Source organism: Escherichia sp. E10V5 (genome assembly GCF_004212315.1).
Classification (GTDB): domain Bacteria; phylum Pseudomonadota; class Gammaproteobacteria; order Enterobacterales; family Enterobacteriaceae; genus Escherichia.
Genome location: NZ_RHJM01000003.1, coordinates 391,248 through 409,020, shown reverse-complemented (window position 1 = coordinate 409,020; position 17,773 = coordinate 391,248). Strand labels below are relative to the sequence as shown.

Sequence of the window (17,773 nt, the reverse complement as noted above, 5' to 3'; positions counted from 1 at the left end):
CAAAATCGTGCAAATTCAATATATTGCAGGAAACTCGTAGGCCTGATAAGCGTAGCGCATCAGGCAGTTTTGCGTTTGTCATCAGTCTCATCCCCCGCCTGGGGGGATTTTTTTATTCGCTAACTTCGCGTCTTGCACTCTTCGGTCTGAATGCTGCCACCACTTCCGGTGCCGTTTCAACGTATGGTCCTTCCAGCAACTGAATGCAGTACGGTACGCTGGCGAAAATGCCATGTACCACGACCTTACCCTCGGCATCCTTCACGCCTTCCAGTGTCTCTTTGATGGACTTCGGCTGACCGGGTAAGTTAAGGATCAGTGCCTGCTTACGAATCACCCCCACCTGGCGCGAAAGGATCGCAGTTGGCACAAAATGCAGGCTTATCTGGCGCATCTGTTCACCAAAGCCTGGCATCTCGCGGTCCGCTACTGCCAGCGTCGCATCGGGCGTTACGTCACGGCGCGCCGGGCCAGTACCGCCGGTTGTCAGCACCAGATGGCAACTCATTTCATCCACCAGCTCACACAACGTTTGCTCAATGATCGCCTGCTCATCGGGGATTAAGCGAGTTTCCAGTTCAAACGGCGTGGTTAGCGCCGATGTCAGCCATTCTTCCAGCGCAGGGATGCCTTTATCCTGATAAACGCCGCTGGACGCGCGATCAGAGATGGAAACTAAGCCGATACGTAAAGTATTCATCAAGATTTTTCCGTTTAAACAGTCTCGTTAAACAGAATGATACACTGCGAAGGGAGTGACAGACAGGCTTCAGAAGAGGTAGCGTGACCGACTTCCCGGTCACGCTAAGAATGATTACAGCAGATCGCCGATCATTTTTTCCAGTTTTTCCTGGTCAACAGCAAACTTACGGATACCTTCCGCCAGTTTATCAACTGCCATTGGGTCCTGGTTGTGCTGCCACAGGAACTCAGACTCGGTGATACGCGCCGGACGCGCTTTCACTTCACCAGTGTAAGACAGTTTACGTTCGATAGCCCCTTCGCTCTCAGCCAGCTCTTTCAACAGTGCCGGTGCGATGGTCAGACGGTCGCAGCCTGCCAGTTCCAGAATTTCGCCGATGTTACGGAAGCTTGCGCCCATAACCACGGTTTCATAACCGTGTTCTTTGTAGTACTGGTAGATTTCAGATACAGAAACGACACCCGGATCTTCTGCCGGAGCGTACTCTTTCTTATCGGTATTGGCTTTGTACCAGTCAAGAATACGGCCAACAAACGGAGAAATCAGGAACACGCCCGCTTCCGCACAAGCACGTGCCTGAGCGAAGGAGAACAGCAGAGTCAGGTTACAGTTGATACCTTCTTTTTCCAGCTGTTCTGCAGCACGGATACCCTGCCAGGTAGAAGCCAGTTTGATCAGAATACGATCGTTGCTAATACCTGCATCGTTGTAGAGCTTAATCAGGCGTTTTGCTTTCGCAATTGACGCTTCGGTGTCATAGGAAAGACGCGCATCAACTTCAGTTGAGATACGGCCCGGAACCAGTTTCAGGATTTCCAGACCAATATTTACTGCCAGTTTGTCGGTCGCGTCCACGATCTGCTGCGCGCGATCGTTGCTCTGCTGTTTCGCCCAGGCGACAGCATCATCAATCAACTTACGGTATTCCGGAATTTGCGCTGCGTTAAGAATGAGAGAAGGGTTGGTTGTGGCATCCTGCGGTTGATACAGCTTCATTGCCGCGATGTCCCCAGTGTCGGCCACTACGGTGGTGTACTGACGAAGGGAGGTCAATTTGTCCGTCATGATAGTATTTCTCTTTAAACAGCTTGTTAGGGGGATGTAACCGGTCTGCCCTGATGATATCACGACGTAACGACAGCGCAACCGCAGACAAAAGGGTTATCACCAGGCAAGACTGTTTCGGATTTCTGACATGGCGTTGATATCACCCGCCATTTTTAAACAAAACCTCATGTATGCTACGCAGACGTTATCAACCAATGCACATCGTATATAATTCTTAATCAATTGGTAACGTTTACACAGGAATGTAACCGCGCGCCGGCGACAAGAGGGATACGAATGCCTGATTTTTTCTCTTTTATTAACAACGTACTATGGGGATCAGTGATGATCTACCTGCTCTTCGGCGCAGGCTGTTGGTTCACTTTTCGTTCTGGGTTCGTTCAATTTCGCTATATTCGTCAGTTTGGCAAAAGTCTTAAAAATAGCATTCATCCGCAACGAGGCGGTTTAACTTCTTTTCAATCATTGTGTACCAGTCTCGCCGCGCGCGTCGGCAGCGGCAACCTGGCAGGCGTTGCGCTGGCTATCACCGCCGGTGGACCGGGTGCCGTTTTCTGGATGTGGGTTGCCGCGTTTATTGGCATGGCGACCTCTTTTGCTGAATGTTCCCTTGCCCAGCTTTATAAAGAACGTGACGTCAATGGGCAGTTTCGCGGCGGACCGGCATGGTATATGGCGCGTGGGTTAGGGATGCGCTGGATGGGCGTTCTGTTCGCCGTCTTTTTGCTCATCGCCTACGGACTGATTTTCAGCGGTGTTCAGGCAAATGCTGTCGCTCGCGCGATGAGTTTTGCATTTGATTTCCCTCCGTTAGTAACGGGTGTCATTCTCGCCATTTTTACCTTGTTGGCGATAACTCACGGCATTCATGGCGTCGCCCGGTTAATGCAATGGTTTGCCCCTATTATGGCGTTAATCTGGGTACTCGCCAGCCTGGTCATTTGCGCAATGAATATCGGGCAACTTCCACACGTTATTTGGTCTATTTTTGAAAGCGCCTTTGGCTGGCAGGAAGCGGCAGGCGGCGCGGCGGGTTATACCCTGAGTCAGGCGATTACTAACGGCTTTCAGCGCAGTATGTTTTCCAATGAGGCAGGGATGGGATCAACACCGAACGCAGCGGCGGCGGCGGCATCATGGCCACCGCATCCGGCAGCGCAAGGTATTGTCCAGATGATCGGCATCTTTATCGACACGATGGTGATTTGTACGGCAAGCGCCATGCTGATATTGCTGGCTGGTAACGGCACCACCTATTTGCCACTGGAAGGTATCCAACTCATTCAGAAAGCGATGCGTGTATTAATGGGTTCCTGGGGGGCAGAATTTGTCACGATAGTAGTGATTCTATTTGCCTTCAGCTCGATCGTCGCCAACTACATTTATGCCGAAAATAATCTCTTCTTTTTACGGCTGAACAACCGGAAAGCTATCTGGAGTCTGCGTATCTGTATCTTTGTTACAGTCATTAGCGGCACCCTACTGAGCCTTCCGATGATGTGGCAACTGGCCGATATTATTATGGCCTGCATGGCAATCACCAATTTGACCGCGATTTTGCTGCTTTCCCCTGTGGTGCATATCATTGCCAGCGATTATCTGCGCCAGCGTAAACTCGGCGTACGTCCGGTGTTTGATCCGCTGCGCTACCCGGATATCAGTCAGCAACTGTCCCCTGACGCGTGGGATGATTTGTCGCAGGAGTAATCACAACTATCGATCAACTCATCCACTTTTTTTGCTACAGTCGCAGTAAATTTCCTGCAAGGACTGGATATGTTGATTCTGATTTCACCTGCTAAAACACTTGATTATCAAAGCCCTTTGGCCACCACACGCTACACGCTGCCGGAGCTGTTAGACAACTCCCAACAGCTTATCCATGAAGCGCGAAAACTAACGGCACCGCAGATTGGCAAACTGATGAAAATCAGTGACAAGCTGGCCGATCTCAACGCTACCCGCTTTCATGACTGGCAGCCAGATTTCACGCCAGAGAATGCCCGGCAGGCAATTCTGGCATTTAAAGGCGATGTCTATACCGGCTTGCAAGCCGAAACCTTTAGTGAAGAAGATTTTGCTTTTGCCCAGCAGCATTTACGTATGCTTTCCGGTTTGTACGGCGTACTGCGCCCGCTCGATTTAATGCAGCCATACCGTCTGGAGATGGGGATCCGTCTTGAGAATGCGCGGGGTAAAGACCTGTACCAGTTCTGGGGGGATGTGATCACCAACAAGCTAAACGAAGCGCTCGAAGCACAAGGAGATCAGGTGGTGATTAACCTGGCGTCAGATGAGTATTTTAAATCAGTGAAACCGAAGAAATTAAATGCCGAGATAATCAAGCCGGTATTCCTCGATGAGAAGAACGGCAAGTTTAAGGTCATCAGCTTCCATGCTAAAAAAGCGCGTGGCCTGATGAGTCGGTTTATCATTAAAAATCGCCTGACCAAGCCAGAGCAACTGACAGGTTTTAACAGTGAAGGTTACTTCTTCGATGAAGCCTCTTCCAGCAATGGCGAACTGGTGTTTAAACGCTACGAACTGCGTTAAGTTTGTGGTAAATGCCGGAGGTCATCCGGCATTTATATTTAGCGGTGATGTCTGCCAGGCCCCGGATAATGATCATCCCGGTGATCATGACGATGATCGTCACGATGATCGCGATGATTATTATAGTGCGGCTGCAGTCCGTATGGGTGCCAGCGATTGCCTCGCCATTCATAATTTCTGTGCCACCAGTCGTGGTCACGCCAGTAACCGCCATCCCAGTAGAAACCGCGATAATCACGATCGCCAATCTGTAACTTTACTGATGGCACCAGCATTATTTCCTCAGCCTGCGCTGCCAAAGGAGCAACCAGAATCAGGGAAAATGCGAGTAAGAGAGATTGCATCTTTTTCACAGGTGACTCCTTATTATCATTGCCAGTTATGGGCCGATATAAGGAGCTTACGGTAAAAGAATCCTCGTTGTCATTATCCAATCTAAGTCACCGCATTTATTGAAAATTTCTCCTTTTTTTCTGTCGATTTTTCTCATATTTTCTCCACAAAAAAGCCGAGCTGTGTAAACACAAGCCCGGCTATTTTTTCGGAATTTAATAGATATTAATTATGATTCATCATGAGTTTGCGCAGCGCAGCAAAATCGGCAGGCAAACTATGTGAAAGTAAGGGTAAATCAGCACGTTCTGCCAGCTCTTTTGGCAGTTCCAGCGTTTCACCAAGAATCACTTCCACGCTCTCTTTAAACTTCGCCGGGTGCGCGGTGCCGAGGAACAGACCATATTCTCCCGGATGAAGCTGGTCACGCAGCGCACGGTAAGCCACGGCAGCATGCGGTTCCGAGGTATAGCCCAGTGCTTTTAACTCACGCATTGTCTGTCGGGTGGTTTCATCATCCACCGCCGCATAACCCAGCTCCTTCAGTTGCCAGATTTTACGGCGGAACAACTCTTCCACTCGCGGCCAGTTGTTTGGCTGGCTGACATCCATCGCATTGGATAATGTCGCCTGGGTAGCTTTAGGCACCCAGTGCCCGTCGTGCAGGAAACGCGGCACCGTATCGTTAACGTTAGTGGCAGCAATAAAACGTTTCACCGGCAGACCGAGTGATTTCGCCAGCAATCCTGCCGTCAAATCGCCGAAGTTTCCGCTCGGCACTGAAACAACTAGCTGGTTACGCGCTTCCTGCGGCAACTGCGCCACGGCTTCAAAGTAATAGCAAATCTGCGCCAGCAAACGACTGATGTTAATAGAGTTAGCAGAGTTCAGTCCCAACGCCACTTTTAGTTCTTCATCATCGAATGCCTGTTTAACAAGAGCCTGGCAGGCATCAAAATCGCCGTCGATGGCGACGGTTTCAATATTGCCACCCAGCGTACAGAACAGTTTTTCTTGCAGTGGACTGATTTTGCCGTGCGGGTAAAGGATGACCACTTTAACGTTCGGTAAACCGTAGAAAGCGTGAGCCACTGCCGCTCCGGTGTCGCCGGAAGTCGCCGTCAGAATAGTCACTGGCTTATCACCCGCAATATGGGTCAGCATTTGCGCCATAAAGCGACCGCCGAAATCTTTAAATGCCAGCGTTGGCCCGTGGAACAACTCCAGACAACCGACGTCATTTTCAACTTTGGCAACCGGAGCCGGGAAAGCGAATGCCGCGCGCACGCGCTCTTCCAGAACTTCCTGTGGGATCTCATCACCAATAAACGCCGAGAGGATCTTCGCGCTGCGAGTGACGAAATCCAGTTTCAGCATCTCATCAATTTCGGTCAGGCTGAATTCCGGTAGCTCATGAGGGAAAAACAACCCCTGATTTTTGCCCAATCCCTGCGTTACGGCTTGCGCAAAACTGACCTGCTCGTTGTGATCTTTCAGATTGTAGAGTTTCATTTAGTTTTCCAGTACTCGTGCGCCCGCCGTATCCAGCCGGCAAATATGAACAAAACCTTCCTGATTTTGCAGGTAATTCTTACCTAACCAGTCGGCAACTCGCTGTGCGGTATCCAGTTTATCGCACAAGGCGAACAAGGTCGGCCCGGAGCCGGAGATACCGCTCGCTAGCGCACCGATTTCCGCGACCGCCTGTCGTGCCTGTCTGAAACCTGGCAGTAAACGCTCACGATACGGCTCGGCGATAACATCTTTCATCAGCTTTGCGGCCAGATCAGGCTGGCGGGAATAGCAGGCATGAATGAAGCCCGCCAGGTGTCGCCCGTGAGCAATGCAATCCTGGCGGCGATACTGCGCCGGTAAAATAGCCCGTGCTTCTGCCGTCGAGACTTTAATCCCCGGATACGCTAACACCCATAACCACTCATCAAATCCTGGTACCTGCTGGCTGATGATGCCGTTTTCTTCGATCATCAACTGCATGCCGCCAAGAAAACACGGTGCTACGTTGTCGTAATGAATGCTGCCGGAGATACGCCCTTCCAGTTCGCCCATCAAGGCCAGCAGGCGGGTATCATTGAGCGGCTTACCACAGTGTTCATTCATCGCCACCAGCGCCGCGACCACCGAACAGGCGCTGGAACCTAAGCCAGAACCGATCGGCATATTCTTTTCCAGGGTCATCGCCACCGGAATTTGCTTACCCACTTCCTGGCAAAAACGCTCCCAGCACTGATAAACGATATTTTCCTGCGGTTCTGACGGCAGCTTGCCTGCAAACCGTCCAAGATTGTTGAGACTGAAGCGCTCTGCTGACTCAACCGTCACTACATCTCCCAGCAAGGAACCATCAACAGGCACCACCGCCGCCCCGAGCACATCAAACCCGACGCTCATATTGGCACTGGAAGCCGGAGCATAAACCTTAACCATTTTAGACTCCTAACTTCCATGAGAGGGTGCGCAGCAGATCGGCAAAGACACCGGCAGCTGTAACGTCATTACCCGCACCGTATCCGCGCAGGACCAGCGGCAGTGGCTGATAATAGTGGCTATAGAAGGCCAATGCGTTTTCGCCGTTTTTCACTTTGAACAGCGGATCGTTGCCATCCACTTCAGCAATCTTCACGCGGCAGACGCCATCTTCATCAATATTGCCAACATAGCGCAAAACTTTTCCTTCATCACGGGCCTTCGCTACGCGCGCGGCAAAGAGATCGTCGAGCTGTGACAGATTCGCCATAAAAGTCGCAACATCGCCTTCCGCGTTAAACTCTGCAGGCAGCACAGATTCGATTTCGATATCCGCCAGTTCCAGTGATCGTCCTGTTTCACGAGCGAGAATCAACAGCTTGCGCGCCACATCCATACCAGAAAGATCATCACGCGGGTCCGGTTCGGTATAGCCCATTTCTCTTGCCAGCGTGGTGGCCTCGGAGAAGCTCATCCCTTCGTCTAACTTACCGAAGATGAAAGAAAGCGAACCAGAAAGAATGCCAGAGAACTTCATCAATTCATCACCCGCGTTGAGCAGGTTTTGCAAGTTCTCAATGACCGGCAACCCCGCACCGACGTTGGTGTCATAAAGGAATTTACGCCGTGATTTTTCCGCCGCGTAACGCAGCTGATGGTAGTAATCCATCGACGAGGTGTTGGCCTTTTTGTTCGGGGTCACCACATGGAAACCTTCGCGCAGGAAGTCGGCATATTGATCCGCCACCGCCTGGCTGGAAGTGCAATCGACAATCACCGGATTCAGCAAATGATATTCTTTCACCAGGCGAATTAAGCGCCCAAGGTTGAACGGCTCTTTGGCCTGCGCCAGTTCTTCCTGCCAGTTATCCAGGTTAAGGCCATGCACATTAGTCAGCAGCGCCTTCGAGTTAGCAACGCCGCAAACGCGTAAATCGATGTGTTTGTTCTTCAGCCAGCTTTGCTGACGCTTCAGTTGCTCCAGCAGCGCACCGCCAACGCCACCGACGCCAATCACAAACACTTCGATAACCTGATCGGTATTGAACAGCATCTGGTGGGTAACGCGTACGCCAGTGGTCGCATCATCGTTATTTACCACGACAGAGATTGAGCGTTCAGAAGACCCTTGAGCAATGGCGACAATGTTGATATTGGCGCGGGCCAGCGCAGCAAAGAATTTCGCCGAGATCCCACGTAAGGTGCGCATACCATCGCCCACCACCGAGATAATGGCCAGCCGTTCAGTGACCGCCAGCGGCTCCAGCAAACCTTCTTTCAGTTCCAGGTAGAACTCTTCCTGCATCGCGCGTTCAGCACGCGCACAGTCGCTTTGTGGTACGCAGAAACTGATACTGTATTCGGAAGATGATTGCGTAATCAGCACCACTGAAATGCGGGCGCGTGACATTGCCGCAAAGACGCGCGCCGCCATGCCGACCATTCCTTTCATCCCCGGACCGGAAACGCTGAACATTGCCATGTTATTCAGATTGGAAATGCCCTTGACCGGTAATTCGTCCTCATCACGGCTGGCGCCAATGAGCGTACCTGGTGCTTGAGGATTTCCGGTATTTTTAATCAGGCAAGGGATCTGGAACTGAGCGATAGGGGTAATGGTGCGAGGGTGAAGAACTTTAGCGCCGAAGTAGGAAAGCTCCATCGCTTCCTGGTACGACATCGACTTCAACAGCCTCGCATCGGGCACCTGACGCGGGTCGCAGGTATAGACACCGTCGACATCCGTCCAGATCTCGCAACAATCGGCGCGTAAACAGGCGGCCAGTACCGCGGCGGAGTAGTCAGAACCGTTACGTCCCAGCACCACCAGCTCACCTTTTTCGTTACCCGCAGTGAAACCAGCCATCAGCACCATATGGTCAGCCGGAATGCGGCTTGCCGCAATACGTCGGGTGGACTCAGCAATATCGACCGTAGATTCGAGGTAATGACCGATTGCCAGCAGCTTTTCGACCGGGTCGATAACGGTAACGTTGTGACCACGCGCTTCCAGTACCCCGGCCATAATGGCGATCGACATTTTTTCACCACGGCAAATCAGCGCGGCGTTGATGCTGTCCGGGCATTGCCCCAACAAGCTAATGCCATGCAGGACATGTTTGATTTGGGCAAATTCTTGATCAACGAACGCTTTCAATTGCGCCAGTGGAAATCCCGGTTGGGCGGCGGCGAGTCCCGTCAGAAGTTCGGCAAAAATACGTTCGGCATCGCTGATATTGGGTAAAGCATCCTGACCGCTAATGGTTTTTTCTATCATTGCGACCAGATGGTTGGTAATTTTGGCGGGGGCAGAGAGGACGGTGGCCACCTGCCCCTGCCTGGCATTGCTCTCCAGAATATCGGCAACCCGCAGAAAACGTTCTGCATTTGCCACTGATGTACCGCCGAACTTCAACACTCGCATGGTTGTTACCTCGTTACCTTTGGTCGAAAAAAAAGCCCGCACTGTCAGGTGCGGGCTTTTTTCTGTGTTTCCTGTACGCGTCAGCCCGCACCGTTACCTGTGGTAATGGTGATGGTGGTGGTAATGGTGGTGCTGATGCGTTTCATGGATGTTGTGTACTCTGTAATTTTTATCTGTCTGTGCGCTATGCCTATATTGGTTAAAGTATTTAGTGACCTAAGTCAATAAAATTTTAATTTGCTCACGGCAGGTTACCAGTTCATAGAGTGCTGGTAGATGCTCTTTTTTTAATCCACACAGAGACATATTGCCCATTGCAGTCAGAATAAAAATCTGAAAACACCCTTCCTTGTCGTTTTTTATTTGGTGATATTTTTTTCAATATCATGCAATAAACGATGCAACATGGCCGTATCTCGTTGCTCCAACAGCCCGATGCGTTGTTGTAACCAGTCGACCAGTTTGGTGTCATCTGCCACCGCCAGAGTCGTTAACAATGACATGGCACGTTCACGTAAAGCCTGCAGTTGAAATGGGTCCGCCGTTGCGGCAGATTCCACCGGTTGTTGTATTAATGTTGCTAATTGATAGCAATAGACCATCACCGCCTGTCCCAAATTCAGTGATGGATAATCCGCCACCATTGGCACGCCGGTGAGGACATCAGCAAGCGCCAACTCTTCGTTAGTCAAGCCAGAATCTTCGCGACCAAAGACCAGCGCCGCGTGGTTCATCCATGTCGATTTTTCCTCCAGTAGCGGCACCAGTTCTATCGGCGTGGCGTAGTAATGGTATTTCGCCCGACTGCGCGCAGTGGTGGCAACGGTAAAATCAACGTCGTGTAGCGATTCAGCCAGCGTTGGAAAAACTTTAATATTATCAATAATATCACCAGAACCATGTGCCACCCAGCGGGTAGCTGGTTCCAGGTGTGCCAGGCTATCGACAATGCGCAGCTCGCTAAATCCCATTGTTTTCATCGCCCGGGCCGCTGCACCAATATTTTCAGCTCTGGCAGGTGCTACCAGAATGATCGTTATACGCATGTTGCCACTCTTCTTGATCAAATAACCGCGCACAGGGTGATGAATGTCAACTTATTACGCGGAGAGAATTTACAAATTCGTAACGTAAGTCGCAGAAAAAGCCCTTCACTTAACTTAAAAAAAGCTAAACTATTTCTTGACTATACTAACGGTGCAATTGTTAAAAATTGCTACATATCTTTCTGTTTACTTAGGATAATTTTATAAAAAATAAATCTCGACAATTGGATTCACCACGTTTATTAGTTGTATAAGGCAACTAGTTGTATTATTAAAATAATGTGACGAAAGCTAGCATTTAGATACGATGATTTCATCAAACTGTTAACGTGCTACAATTGAACTTGATATATGTCAACGAAGCGTAGTTTTATTGGGTGTCCGGCACGTCTTAGCCTGTTATGTTGCTGTTAAAATGGTTAGGATGGCAGCCGTTTTTGACACTGTCGGGTCCTGAGGGAAAGTACCCACGACCAAGCTAATGATGTTGTTGACGTTGATGGAAAGTGCATCAAGAACGCAATTACGTACTTTAGTCATGTTACGCCGATCATGTTAATTTGCAGCATGCATCAGGCAGGTCAGGGACTTTTGTACTTCCTGTTTCGATTTAGTTGGCAATTTAGGTAGCAAACATGCAGACCCCGCACATTCTTATCGTTGAAGACGAGTTGGTAACACGCAACACGTTGAAAAGTATTTTCGAAGCGGAAGGCTATGATGTTTTCGAAGCGACAGATGGCGCGGAAATGCATCAGATCCTCTCTGAATATGACATCAACCTGGTGATCATGGATATCAATCTGCCGGGTAAGAACGGTCTTCTGTTAGCGCGTGAACTGCGTGAGCAGGCAAATGTTGCGTTGATGTTCCTGACTGGCCGTGACAACGAAGTCGATAAAATTCTCGGCCTCGAAATTGGCGCAGATGACTACATCACCAAACCGTTCAACCCGCGTGAACTGACTATCCGTGCGCGCAACCTGCTGTCTCGTACCATGAATCTGGGTACTGTCAGCGAAGAACGTCGTAGCGTTGAAAGCTACAAGTTCAATGGTTGGGAACTGGACATCAACAGCCGTTCATTGATCGGCCCTGATGGCGAGCAGTACAAACTGCCGCGTAGCGAGTTCCGCGCCATGCTTCACTTCTGTGAAAACCCAGGCAAAATTCAGTCTCGTGCTGAACTGCTGAAGAAAATGACCGGCCGTGAGCTGAAACCGCACGACCGTACTGTAGACGTGACGATCCGTCGTATTCGTAAACACTTCGAATCTACGCCGGATACGCCGGAAATCATCGCCACCATTCACGGTGAAGGTTATCGCTTCTGCGGTGATCTGGAAGATTAATCGGCTTTACCTCCGTCAAAAAAAACGGCGCTTTTTAGCGCCGTTTTTTTATTTCCAGATACGTAACTCATCGTCCGTTGTGACTTCTTTACTGGTTTTCATTTTTGGCAGTGAAAATGCATACCAGTCGATATTCCGCGTCACAAACATCATGCCTGCCAGCGCCACCACCAGCACACTGGTTCCCAACAACAGTGCGCTATCGGCAGAGTTGAGCAGTCCCCACATCACACCATCCAGCAACAACAGCGCGAGGGTAAACAACATGCTATTGCGCCAACCTTTTAATACCGCCTGCAAGTAAATACCGTTCATTAATGCCCCTATCAAGCTGGCAATTACCCATGCCACGGTAAAACCGGTGTGTTCAGAAAGCGCCAGCAAGAGCAAATAAAACATCACCAATGACAGCCCCACCAGCAAATATTGCATCGGGTGCAAACGTTGCGCGGTGAGCGTTTCAAAAACAAAGAAGGCCATAAAAGTCAGGGCAATCAGCAAAATAGCGTACTTAGTCGCCCGGTCGGTTAATTGATACTGATCGGCAGGCGTAGTGACTGCGACGCTAAACGCCGGGAAGTTTTCCCAGCCGGTATCATTGCCTGAAGCAAAACGCTCACCGAGATTATTGGCAAACCAACTGCTTTGCCATTGCGCCTGAAAACCGGATGCACTTATTTCTCGTTTCGCTGGCAAAAAATCACCTAAAAAACTGGGATGCGGCCAGTTGCTGGTTAAGGTCATTTCGCTATTACGCCCGGCAGGCACCACAGAAAGATCGCCAGTACCGCTTAAATTCAGTGCCATATTCAGCTTCAGGTTCTGCTTCCGCCAGTCCCCTTCAGGTAAAGGGATATGCACGCCCTGCCCGCCTTGCTCCAACCCGGTACCGGGTTCAATGGTCAGCGCTGTTCCGTTAACTTCAGGCGCTTTCACCACGCCAATACCACGCGCATCCCCGACGCTAATCACAATAAATGGCTTGCCTAAGGTGATATTTGGCGCGTCGAGTTCGTTAAGACGCGAAACATCGAAATCGGCTTTTAGCGTTAAATCACTGTGCCAGACCTGACCGGTATAAATACCAATCTTGCGTTCTTCCACATTCTGATTACCATCAACCATCAACGACTCAGGTAACCAGAAATGGATAAAACTTCGTTTCCGCTCCACGGTTTTATCCTCTTCCTGCACCGTATAAAGCTCGGTCACAGGAATAGCGATGAGCGGCCCAACGAGTTTTTGCGGCCCGCTGGTACTTTGGCGAATCGCATCTTCCACATCGCTACGGTAATCGGCACGTTCGACAATCACCTGCCGAATCAGCATTATCGGAATCAACAACAGCAATACTGCACCAAACAGGGTGGTCATTTTCCAGAACAGGGGGGATTTCAACATAGTCTTCTCCTTTGCAATGGCGACAGGATATGAAGGCTATGTGGGAAGAATTTGAAGTTATGTGAAGTGACGGTGAAGTCGAAGCGAGGCCAATACGCCGCCTTCCGGCACGTTGCGCAACGTGACTTCGCCATTAAGCAAACGGGCAACTTCACTGACAAACGCCAGCCCCAGACCACTGCTTTTTTGCCCATTCGCACGCGGCAAAGAGTAGAAACGTTCAAAAATACGTGATAGCGCGTAGTCAGGAATACCGCTACCGGTATCCTGCACGTTAAGCGTAACGTGTTCCTGCTCCACCCCAGCACTAAGCGTTATGCAGCCATTCTCGGGAGTAAAATCGATAGCATTATCCAGTAAATTCCCCAGCGCCTGTTCCAGCAACGCAGGTTCAGCAGCAACGTTAACCTCGGTGGACATAACATGCAGAGTGATATTTTTTTCTGCCAACTGCACGGTGCGCGCTTCGCTGACGCGGCGAAATAAAGCCGCCACAGCAACCGCAGAAAGAACGACCTCCTGGCGATTCTCCAGTCTTGCCTGGCGTAATAGCGTTTCCACCAGCGCCTGCATTCGCGCATTTTGCGTCAGAATGTTGTCAGTAAAACGAGCCACCACTTCCGGCGGCGGACCTTCGCGTAAAATTTCCGCCGCGCCACGAATTGCCGCCAGCGGACTTTTCAACTCATGAGTTAACGCGTAGACATACTGCTCAATATAGTTTTTCCCTTCCAGCTTCACGCGCATACTTTCCAGCGCCTGCGCTAACTTACGCAGCTCGCTACTGCCGAGTTCAGGAAGCGGAACGGGCTTATTGTCGGTAACGGAATCAGCATAACGAGTGAGTCGGGCAATGGAGTGGTTGATCCACCAAACCATTCCTGCGCCGATTACCAGCGCAATTCCCAGCAAAATGGCGCTCGCCCATAAAATTCGCCGCTCGCTGCGTTTAATCACCGGCGCCATCGCCGCGTTCGGTTTGCCTACGCTCAAAACGCCAACCAGCCGCGTGCCGTCCATAATAGGTGCGGCAACATACATCACAGAACTTTCGGGATCGGCAGGATTTTGCAACGTACTGCGCGCACCATACTGACCACGCAACGTTAGCCATACGTCATTCCAGCGCGAATAATCCTGCCCGACGGCTTTATTGGCCGAATCAAACAATACTTTGCCCTGCGCATCAGTCATATAGACATGATATTCATTGCGCACTTTGTTGATGCCGCTGATATTGGCGCGAAACGGGCGATTTTGTAGCTGGTTAAATGCCTGCGCCAACTGCCCATGCGTTGGGTCACCAGAGAGCAAATCGGCACGCGCCAGCTCCGCCAGCAACGTTGCCGTATCGATCAACGTCCCTTCCGTCGCCCTTCGCACGCCCGGTTTAACTTCTTTGACAAAAATAGCCAGTACGAACCAGGCGGCTACCGCCACCAGTAAAAAATACCCCAGCAACAGCCGCATGCCGATACGCATTACAGGCTCCTCAGGCTGTATCCCATGCCGCGATGGGTATTGATCGGCGAAAGCTCGGGATTAATAGCGCGCAGTTTGGCACGCAGCGTTTTAATGTGAGTATCGACAGTGCGATCGTAGGTGTCCTGCGCATCTTCCCAGACGCTATCCATCAGTTGCTGACGGGACCAGACGCGGCCCGGCGACTTGAGTAACGTTTTCAGCAACAAAAACTCATACCGTGTTAGCGTTAACGGCGTGTCAAACCAGCTGATCTGCGCCGCGGGTTCATTCAATTCAAAATGACCAATACGGATGACGGGAGACGGCGTTGAGAACTTCTTCACCCGACGCAGTAAAGTGCGCACTCTGGCGCACACTTCGCGGGGTGAAAACGGTTTAGCCACGTAGTCGTCAGCGCCAATTTCCAGTCCAAGCAGGCGATCCACCTCTTCACTACGGGCTGTCAGGAACAGTACAGGTAGCGCCGGATGGATCACCAGCAACTGACGGCACAATTCAAAGCCGCTGATATCCGGCAGACCTACATCGAGAATAATGACGTCGGGAATCTGCTGGCGTGCTTTATCCAGCACCGGCAAGCCTCGCTCAAAGACCTCGACGGCAAAACCTTCCTGCTGCAACATGTAGACCAGCGTGTCGGCTATCCCTTGCTCGTCTTCCACTAACCAGACCGTTTCCCGTTGCATATATCGCCTCTGTTATTGCCGCCACGGCATGACAGGCACCGCGCTAATCGCGTTTTTCGGTGACCCATCAACAACTTTGTCGGAGTAGGCCAGGTAAGCGAGCGCGTTGCGTTTGGCGTCATAGAAGCGTACGACCTGTAACGACTTAAAGACCAGCGACGTACGTTTTTTGAATACCACTTCGCCCTGAGCTTTGCCGTTTTTAATGCGCTCTGACAGTTCAATTGGCCCGACTTGCTGGCAGGAAATAGCCGCATCGGAAGTATCTTCCGCCAGGCCCAATCCCCCTTTAATACCGCCGGTTTTTGCCCGACTCACATAACAGGTGACATTTTTCACATCGGGATCGTCAAAGGCTTCTACGACAATTTTGTGATCCGGGCCGATCATTTTAAATACGGTATCGACCGAACCAATTTCTTCCGCATGTGCCAATGGCCCCAGCATTATCAGGCTTAAAGACAGGATCAAATGCTTGTATTTCATATTGTTACCATTTTTATAAGTTACACAGAGCAATTAGTTCGTCACGGTAAATAACATATTGATTAAGAACAAAATCTCAACACTTTTATTTCCGTCAAGACCTAAAACATACTCTGCTAAGAAAAAAACACTGAATGCTAAAACAGCAAAAAATGCTATTATCCAATTACCTGATGTCAGGTGCTCGTTGTGAAAGGATGAGGATATTTTATGGATCAGGCCGGCATTATTCGCGACCTTTTAATCTGGTTGGAAGGTCATCTGGATCAGCCACTGTCGCTCGACAATGTAGCGGCGAAAGCAGGTTATTCCAAGTGGCACTTACAGAGAATGTTTAAAGATGTCACTGGCCATGCTATTGGCGCGTATATTCGTGCTCGTCGTTTGTCGAAATCGGCGGTTGCACTACGCCTGACCGCGCGCCCAATTCTGGATATTGCGCTGCAATACCGCTTCGACTCTCAACAGACATTTACTCGTGCATTCAAGAAGCAGTTTGCCCAGACTCCCGCACTTTACCGCCGTTCTCCTGAATGGAGCGCCTTTGGTATTCGCCCACCGCTGCGTCTGGGTGAATTCACCATGCCAGAGCACAAATTTGTCACGCTGGAAGACACGCCGCTGATTGGCGTAACTCAGAGTTACTCCTGTTCACTGGAGCAAATCTCTGATTTCCGCCATGAAATGCGTTATCAGTTCTGGCACGATTTTCTCGGTAATGCGCCGACTATTCCGCCAGTACTTTACGGCCTGAATGAAACGCGTCCAAGCCAGGATAAAGACGACGAGCAAGAGGTGTTCTACACGACTGCGTTGGCTCAGGAGCAAGCAGACGGCTATGTACTGACGGGGCATCCGGTGCTGTTGCAGGGCGGCGAATATGTGATGTTTACCTATGAAGGGCTGGGGACAGGCGTGCAGGAATTTATCCTGACGGTGTACGGAACCTGTATGCCGATGCTGAACCTGACGCGCCGTAAAGGTCAGGATATTGAGCGATACTATCCGGCAGAAGATGCCAAAGCGGGAGATCGCCCAATTAATCTGCGCTGCGAACTGCTGATTCCAGTACGTCGTTAACGCTGCAGCTCGTCTAATGCAGGGGCGTCCAGATGCGAGATATCCCCTGCGGTTTCAACGACCCAACCAGACGCCAGCCACAGGCTTTCCTGATAATCCACGCGCGAAATAGAACAGTTACGCAGACGTAAGCGGCGTTCTGCCCATGCAGGTAGGCCCAGAATAGTACTCACCAGGCATCCCAGCGCGATACCGTGGCTCACCAGTAGCGGTCGACTTCCCTGTGGCAAATCCCGACAAGATTCCAGTGCAGCATGGACGCGCTCGCTCAGTTCCTGCATTGACTCGCCTTCAGGAATACGCCCGTCAACAGTGCCATTTACCAGTTGGCGACGCCAGTTCTCTTCTTCTTCGGTCAGAGAGTCGATATGTCTTTTTTCCAGCACGCCCATATTTAATTCACGCAGGCGGGAATCAAAGATTATGTCACAGCCGCAAGCCTGAGCGATGATTTCCGCCGTGCGCCGGGTGCGACCTAAATCGCTACTGATGATATGTGTGATTCCAAGCTCTTTGGCACGTGCCGCCACCTGCATTGCTTGTTGCTCACCTTTGGCAGTCAGTGGGCTATCAGACTGACCCTGAATACGTCGCTCGGCGTTCCACTGCGTTTCACCGTGGCGGACTAGGTATACCTGTAACATGCTTTTTTTCCGTATACTGCTGTAACG

Annotated in this window: 18 protein-coding genes and 1 other annotated feature; of the genes, 4 read left to right on the top strand and 14 right to left on the bottom strand. The window is 50.7% G+C overall.

All coding sequences use genetic code 11. The features are described 5' to 3' along the window. Nucleotides 1-112: 112 nt before the first annotated feature. Nucleotides 113-700: a molybdopterin adenylyltransferase gene (gene mog, locus D9738_RS03930; protein WP_130204821.1), complete on the bottom strand. Its 588-nt coding sequence runs from the start codon at nucleotides 698-700 to the stop codon at nucleotides 113-115. Between the two features lie 114 nt (nucleotides 701-814). Next, the gene (gene tal, locus D9738_RS03925) at nucleotides 815-1,768 is read right to left on the bottom strand and encodes a transaldolase (protein ID WP_000130187.1); all 954 of its coding nucleotides are present in this window, start codon (nucleotides 1,766-1,768) and stop codon (nucleotides 815-817) included. Between the two features lie 279 nt (nucleotides 1,769-2,047). On the opposite strand from tal, the gene D9738_RS03920 reads away from it, so the two are divergent. After that, the gene (locus D9738_RS03920; protein WP_130259601.1) at nucleotides 2,048-3,478 is read left to right on the top strand and encodes a sodium:alanine symporter family protein; all 1,431 of its coding nucleotides are present in this window, start codon (nucleotides 2,048-2,050) and stop codon (nucleotides 3,476-3,478) included. 69 nt (nucleotides 3,479-3,547) lie between these two features. Continuing rightward, nucleotides 3,548-4,324 carry a peroxide stress protein YaaA gene (gene yaaA, locus D9738_RS03915; protein WP_130204817.1) on the top strand — a complete coding sequence of 259 codons (777 nt, stop codon included), beginning with the start codon at nucleotides 3,548-3,550 and terminating at the stop codon, nucleotides 4,322-4,324. Nucleotides 4,325-4,362: 38 nt separating this feature from the next. On the opposite strand, the gene D9738_RS03910 is transcribed toward yaaA, so the two are convergent. The 7 genes from D9738_RS03910 to yjjY form a co-directional block, all read right to left on the bottom strand. Next, complete coding sequence (locus D9738_RS03910; protein WP_130259600.1) at nucleotides 4,363-4,677, bottom strand: DUF2502 domain-containing protein; 315 nt, start codon at nucleotides 4,675-4,677, stop codon at nucleotides 4,363-4,365. Nucleotides 4,678-4,882: 205 nt separating this feature from the next. Next, nucleotides 4,883-6,169: a threonine synthase gene (gene thrC / locus D9738_RS03905; RefSeq protein WP_130259599.1), complete on the bottom strand. Its 1,287-nt coding sequence runs from the start codon at nucleotides 6,167-6,169 to the stop codon at nucleotides 4,883-4,885. Next, nucleotides 6,170-7,102 carry a homoserine kinase gene (gene thrB, locus D9738_RS03900; protein ID WP_130259598.1) on the bottom strand — a complete coding sequence of 311 codons (933 nt, stop codon included), beginning with the start codon at nucleotides 7,100-7,102 and terminating at the stop codon, nucleotides 6,170-6,172. Between the two features lies 1 nt (nucleotide 7,103). Further along, complete coding sequence (gene thrA / locus D9738_RS03895) at nucleotides 7,104-9,566, bottom strand: bifunctional aspartate kinase/homoserine dehydrogenase I (RefSeq protein WP_130204809.1); 2,463 nt, start codon at nucleotides 9,564-9,566, stop codon at nucleotides 7,104-7,106. Between the two features lie 25 nt (nucleotides 9,567-9,591). Next, nucleotides 9,592-9,711: a sequence feature (Thr leader region), on the bottom strand. Then, the gene (gene thrL, locus D9738_RS03890; RefSeq protein WP_001386572.1) at nucleotides 9,647-9,712 is read right to left on the bottom strand and encodes a thr operon leader peptide; all 66 of its coding nucleotides are present in this window, start codon (nucleotides 9,710-9,712) and stop codon (nucleotides 9,647-9,649) included. (Overlaps the previous feature by 65 nt.) A 213-nt stretch (nucleotides 9,713-9,925) precedes the next feature. Further along, the gene (locus D9738_RS03885) at nucleotides 9,926-10,612 is read right to left on the bottom strand and encodes a tRNA/rRNA methyltransferase (protein WP_130204806.1); all 687 of its coding nucleotides are present in this window, start codon (nucleotides 10,610-10,612) and stop codon (nucleotides 9,926-9,928) included. A 399-nt stretch (nucleotides 10,613-11,011) separates the two neighbouring features. Then, nucleotides 11,012-11,152: a protein YjjY gene (yjjY, locus tag D9738_RS03880; protein WP_057696375.1), complete on the bottom strand. Its 141-nt coding sequence runs from the start codon at nucleotides 11,150-11,152 to the stop codon at nucleotides 11,012-11,014. Between the two features lie 95 nt (nucleotides 11,153-11,247). Between yjjY and arcA the strand changes: the two genes are divergently transcribed. Beyond that, nucleotides 11,248-11,964: a two-component system response regulator ArcA gene (gene arcA / locus D9738_RS03875; protein ID WP_001194358.1), complete on the top strand. Its 717-nt coding sequence runs from the start codon at nucleotides 11,248-11,250 to the stop codon at nucleotides 11,962-11,964. Nucleotides 11,965-12,012: 48 nt separating this feature from the next. Here arcA and creD read toward each other — a convergent pair whose 3' ends face one another. Genes creD through creA form a run of 4 tightly spaced genes read right to left on the bottom strand, consistent with a single transcriptional unit; the run spans nucleotide 12,013 to nucleotide 16,022 of the window. Further along, nucleotides 12,013-13,365: a cell envelope integrity protein CreD gene (gene creD, locus D9738_RS03870; RefSeq protein WP_130259597.1), complete on the bottom strand. Its 1,353-nt coding sequence runs from the start codon at nucleotides 13,363-13,365 to the stop codon at nucleotides 12,013-12,015. Between the two features lie 57 nt (nucleotides 13,366-13,422). Continuing rightward, a complete protein-coding gene (creC, locus tag D9738_RS03865; RefSeq protein ID WP_130259596.1) occupies nucleotides 13,423-14,847 on the bottom strand; it encodes a two-component system sensor histidine kinase CreC in 1,425 nt (474 codons plus the stop codon). Next, a complete protein-coding gene (gene creB, locus D9738_RS03860; protein ID WP_130259595.1) occupies nucleotides 14,847-15,536 on the bottom strand; it encodes a two-component system response regulator CreB in 690 nt (229 codons plus the stop codon). The genes creC and creB overlap by 1 nt, the downstream gene beginning before the upstream one ends. 12 nt (nucleotides 15,537-15,548) lie before the next feature. Next, the gene (gene creA, locus D9738_RS03855; RefSeq protein WP_000875488.1) at nucleotides 15,549-16,022 is read right to left on the bottom strand and encodes a protein CreA; all 474 of its coding nucleotides are present in this window, start codon (nucleotides 16,020-16,022) and stop codon (nucleotides 15,549-15,551) included. Between the two features lie 210 nt (nucleotides 16,023-16,232). On the opposite strand from creA, the gene robA reads away from it, so the two are divergent. Then, nucleotides 16,233-17,102 (top strand): MDR efflux pump AcrAB transcriptional activator RobA, encoded by an 870-nt coding sequence (gene robA, locus D9738_RS03850; RefSeq protein WP_130204798.1) that lies wholly within the window; start codon nucleotides 16,233-16,235, stop codon nucleotides 17,100-17,102. On the opposite strand, the gene gpmB is transcribed toward robA, so the two are convergent. Then, the gene (gene gpmB, locus D9738_RS03845; RefSeq protein ID WP_130259594.1) at nucleotides 17,099-17,746 is read right to left on the bottom strand and encodes a 2,3-diphosphoglycerate-dependent phosphoglycerate mutase GpmB; all 648 of its coding nucleotides are present in this window, start codon (nucleotides 17,744-17,746) and stop codon (nucleotides 17,099-17,101) included. The genes robA and gpmB overlap by 4 nt on opposite strands. Between the last annotated feature and the right edge of the window lie 27 nt (nucleotides 17,747-17,773).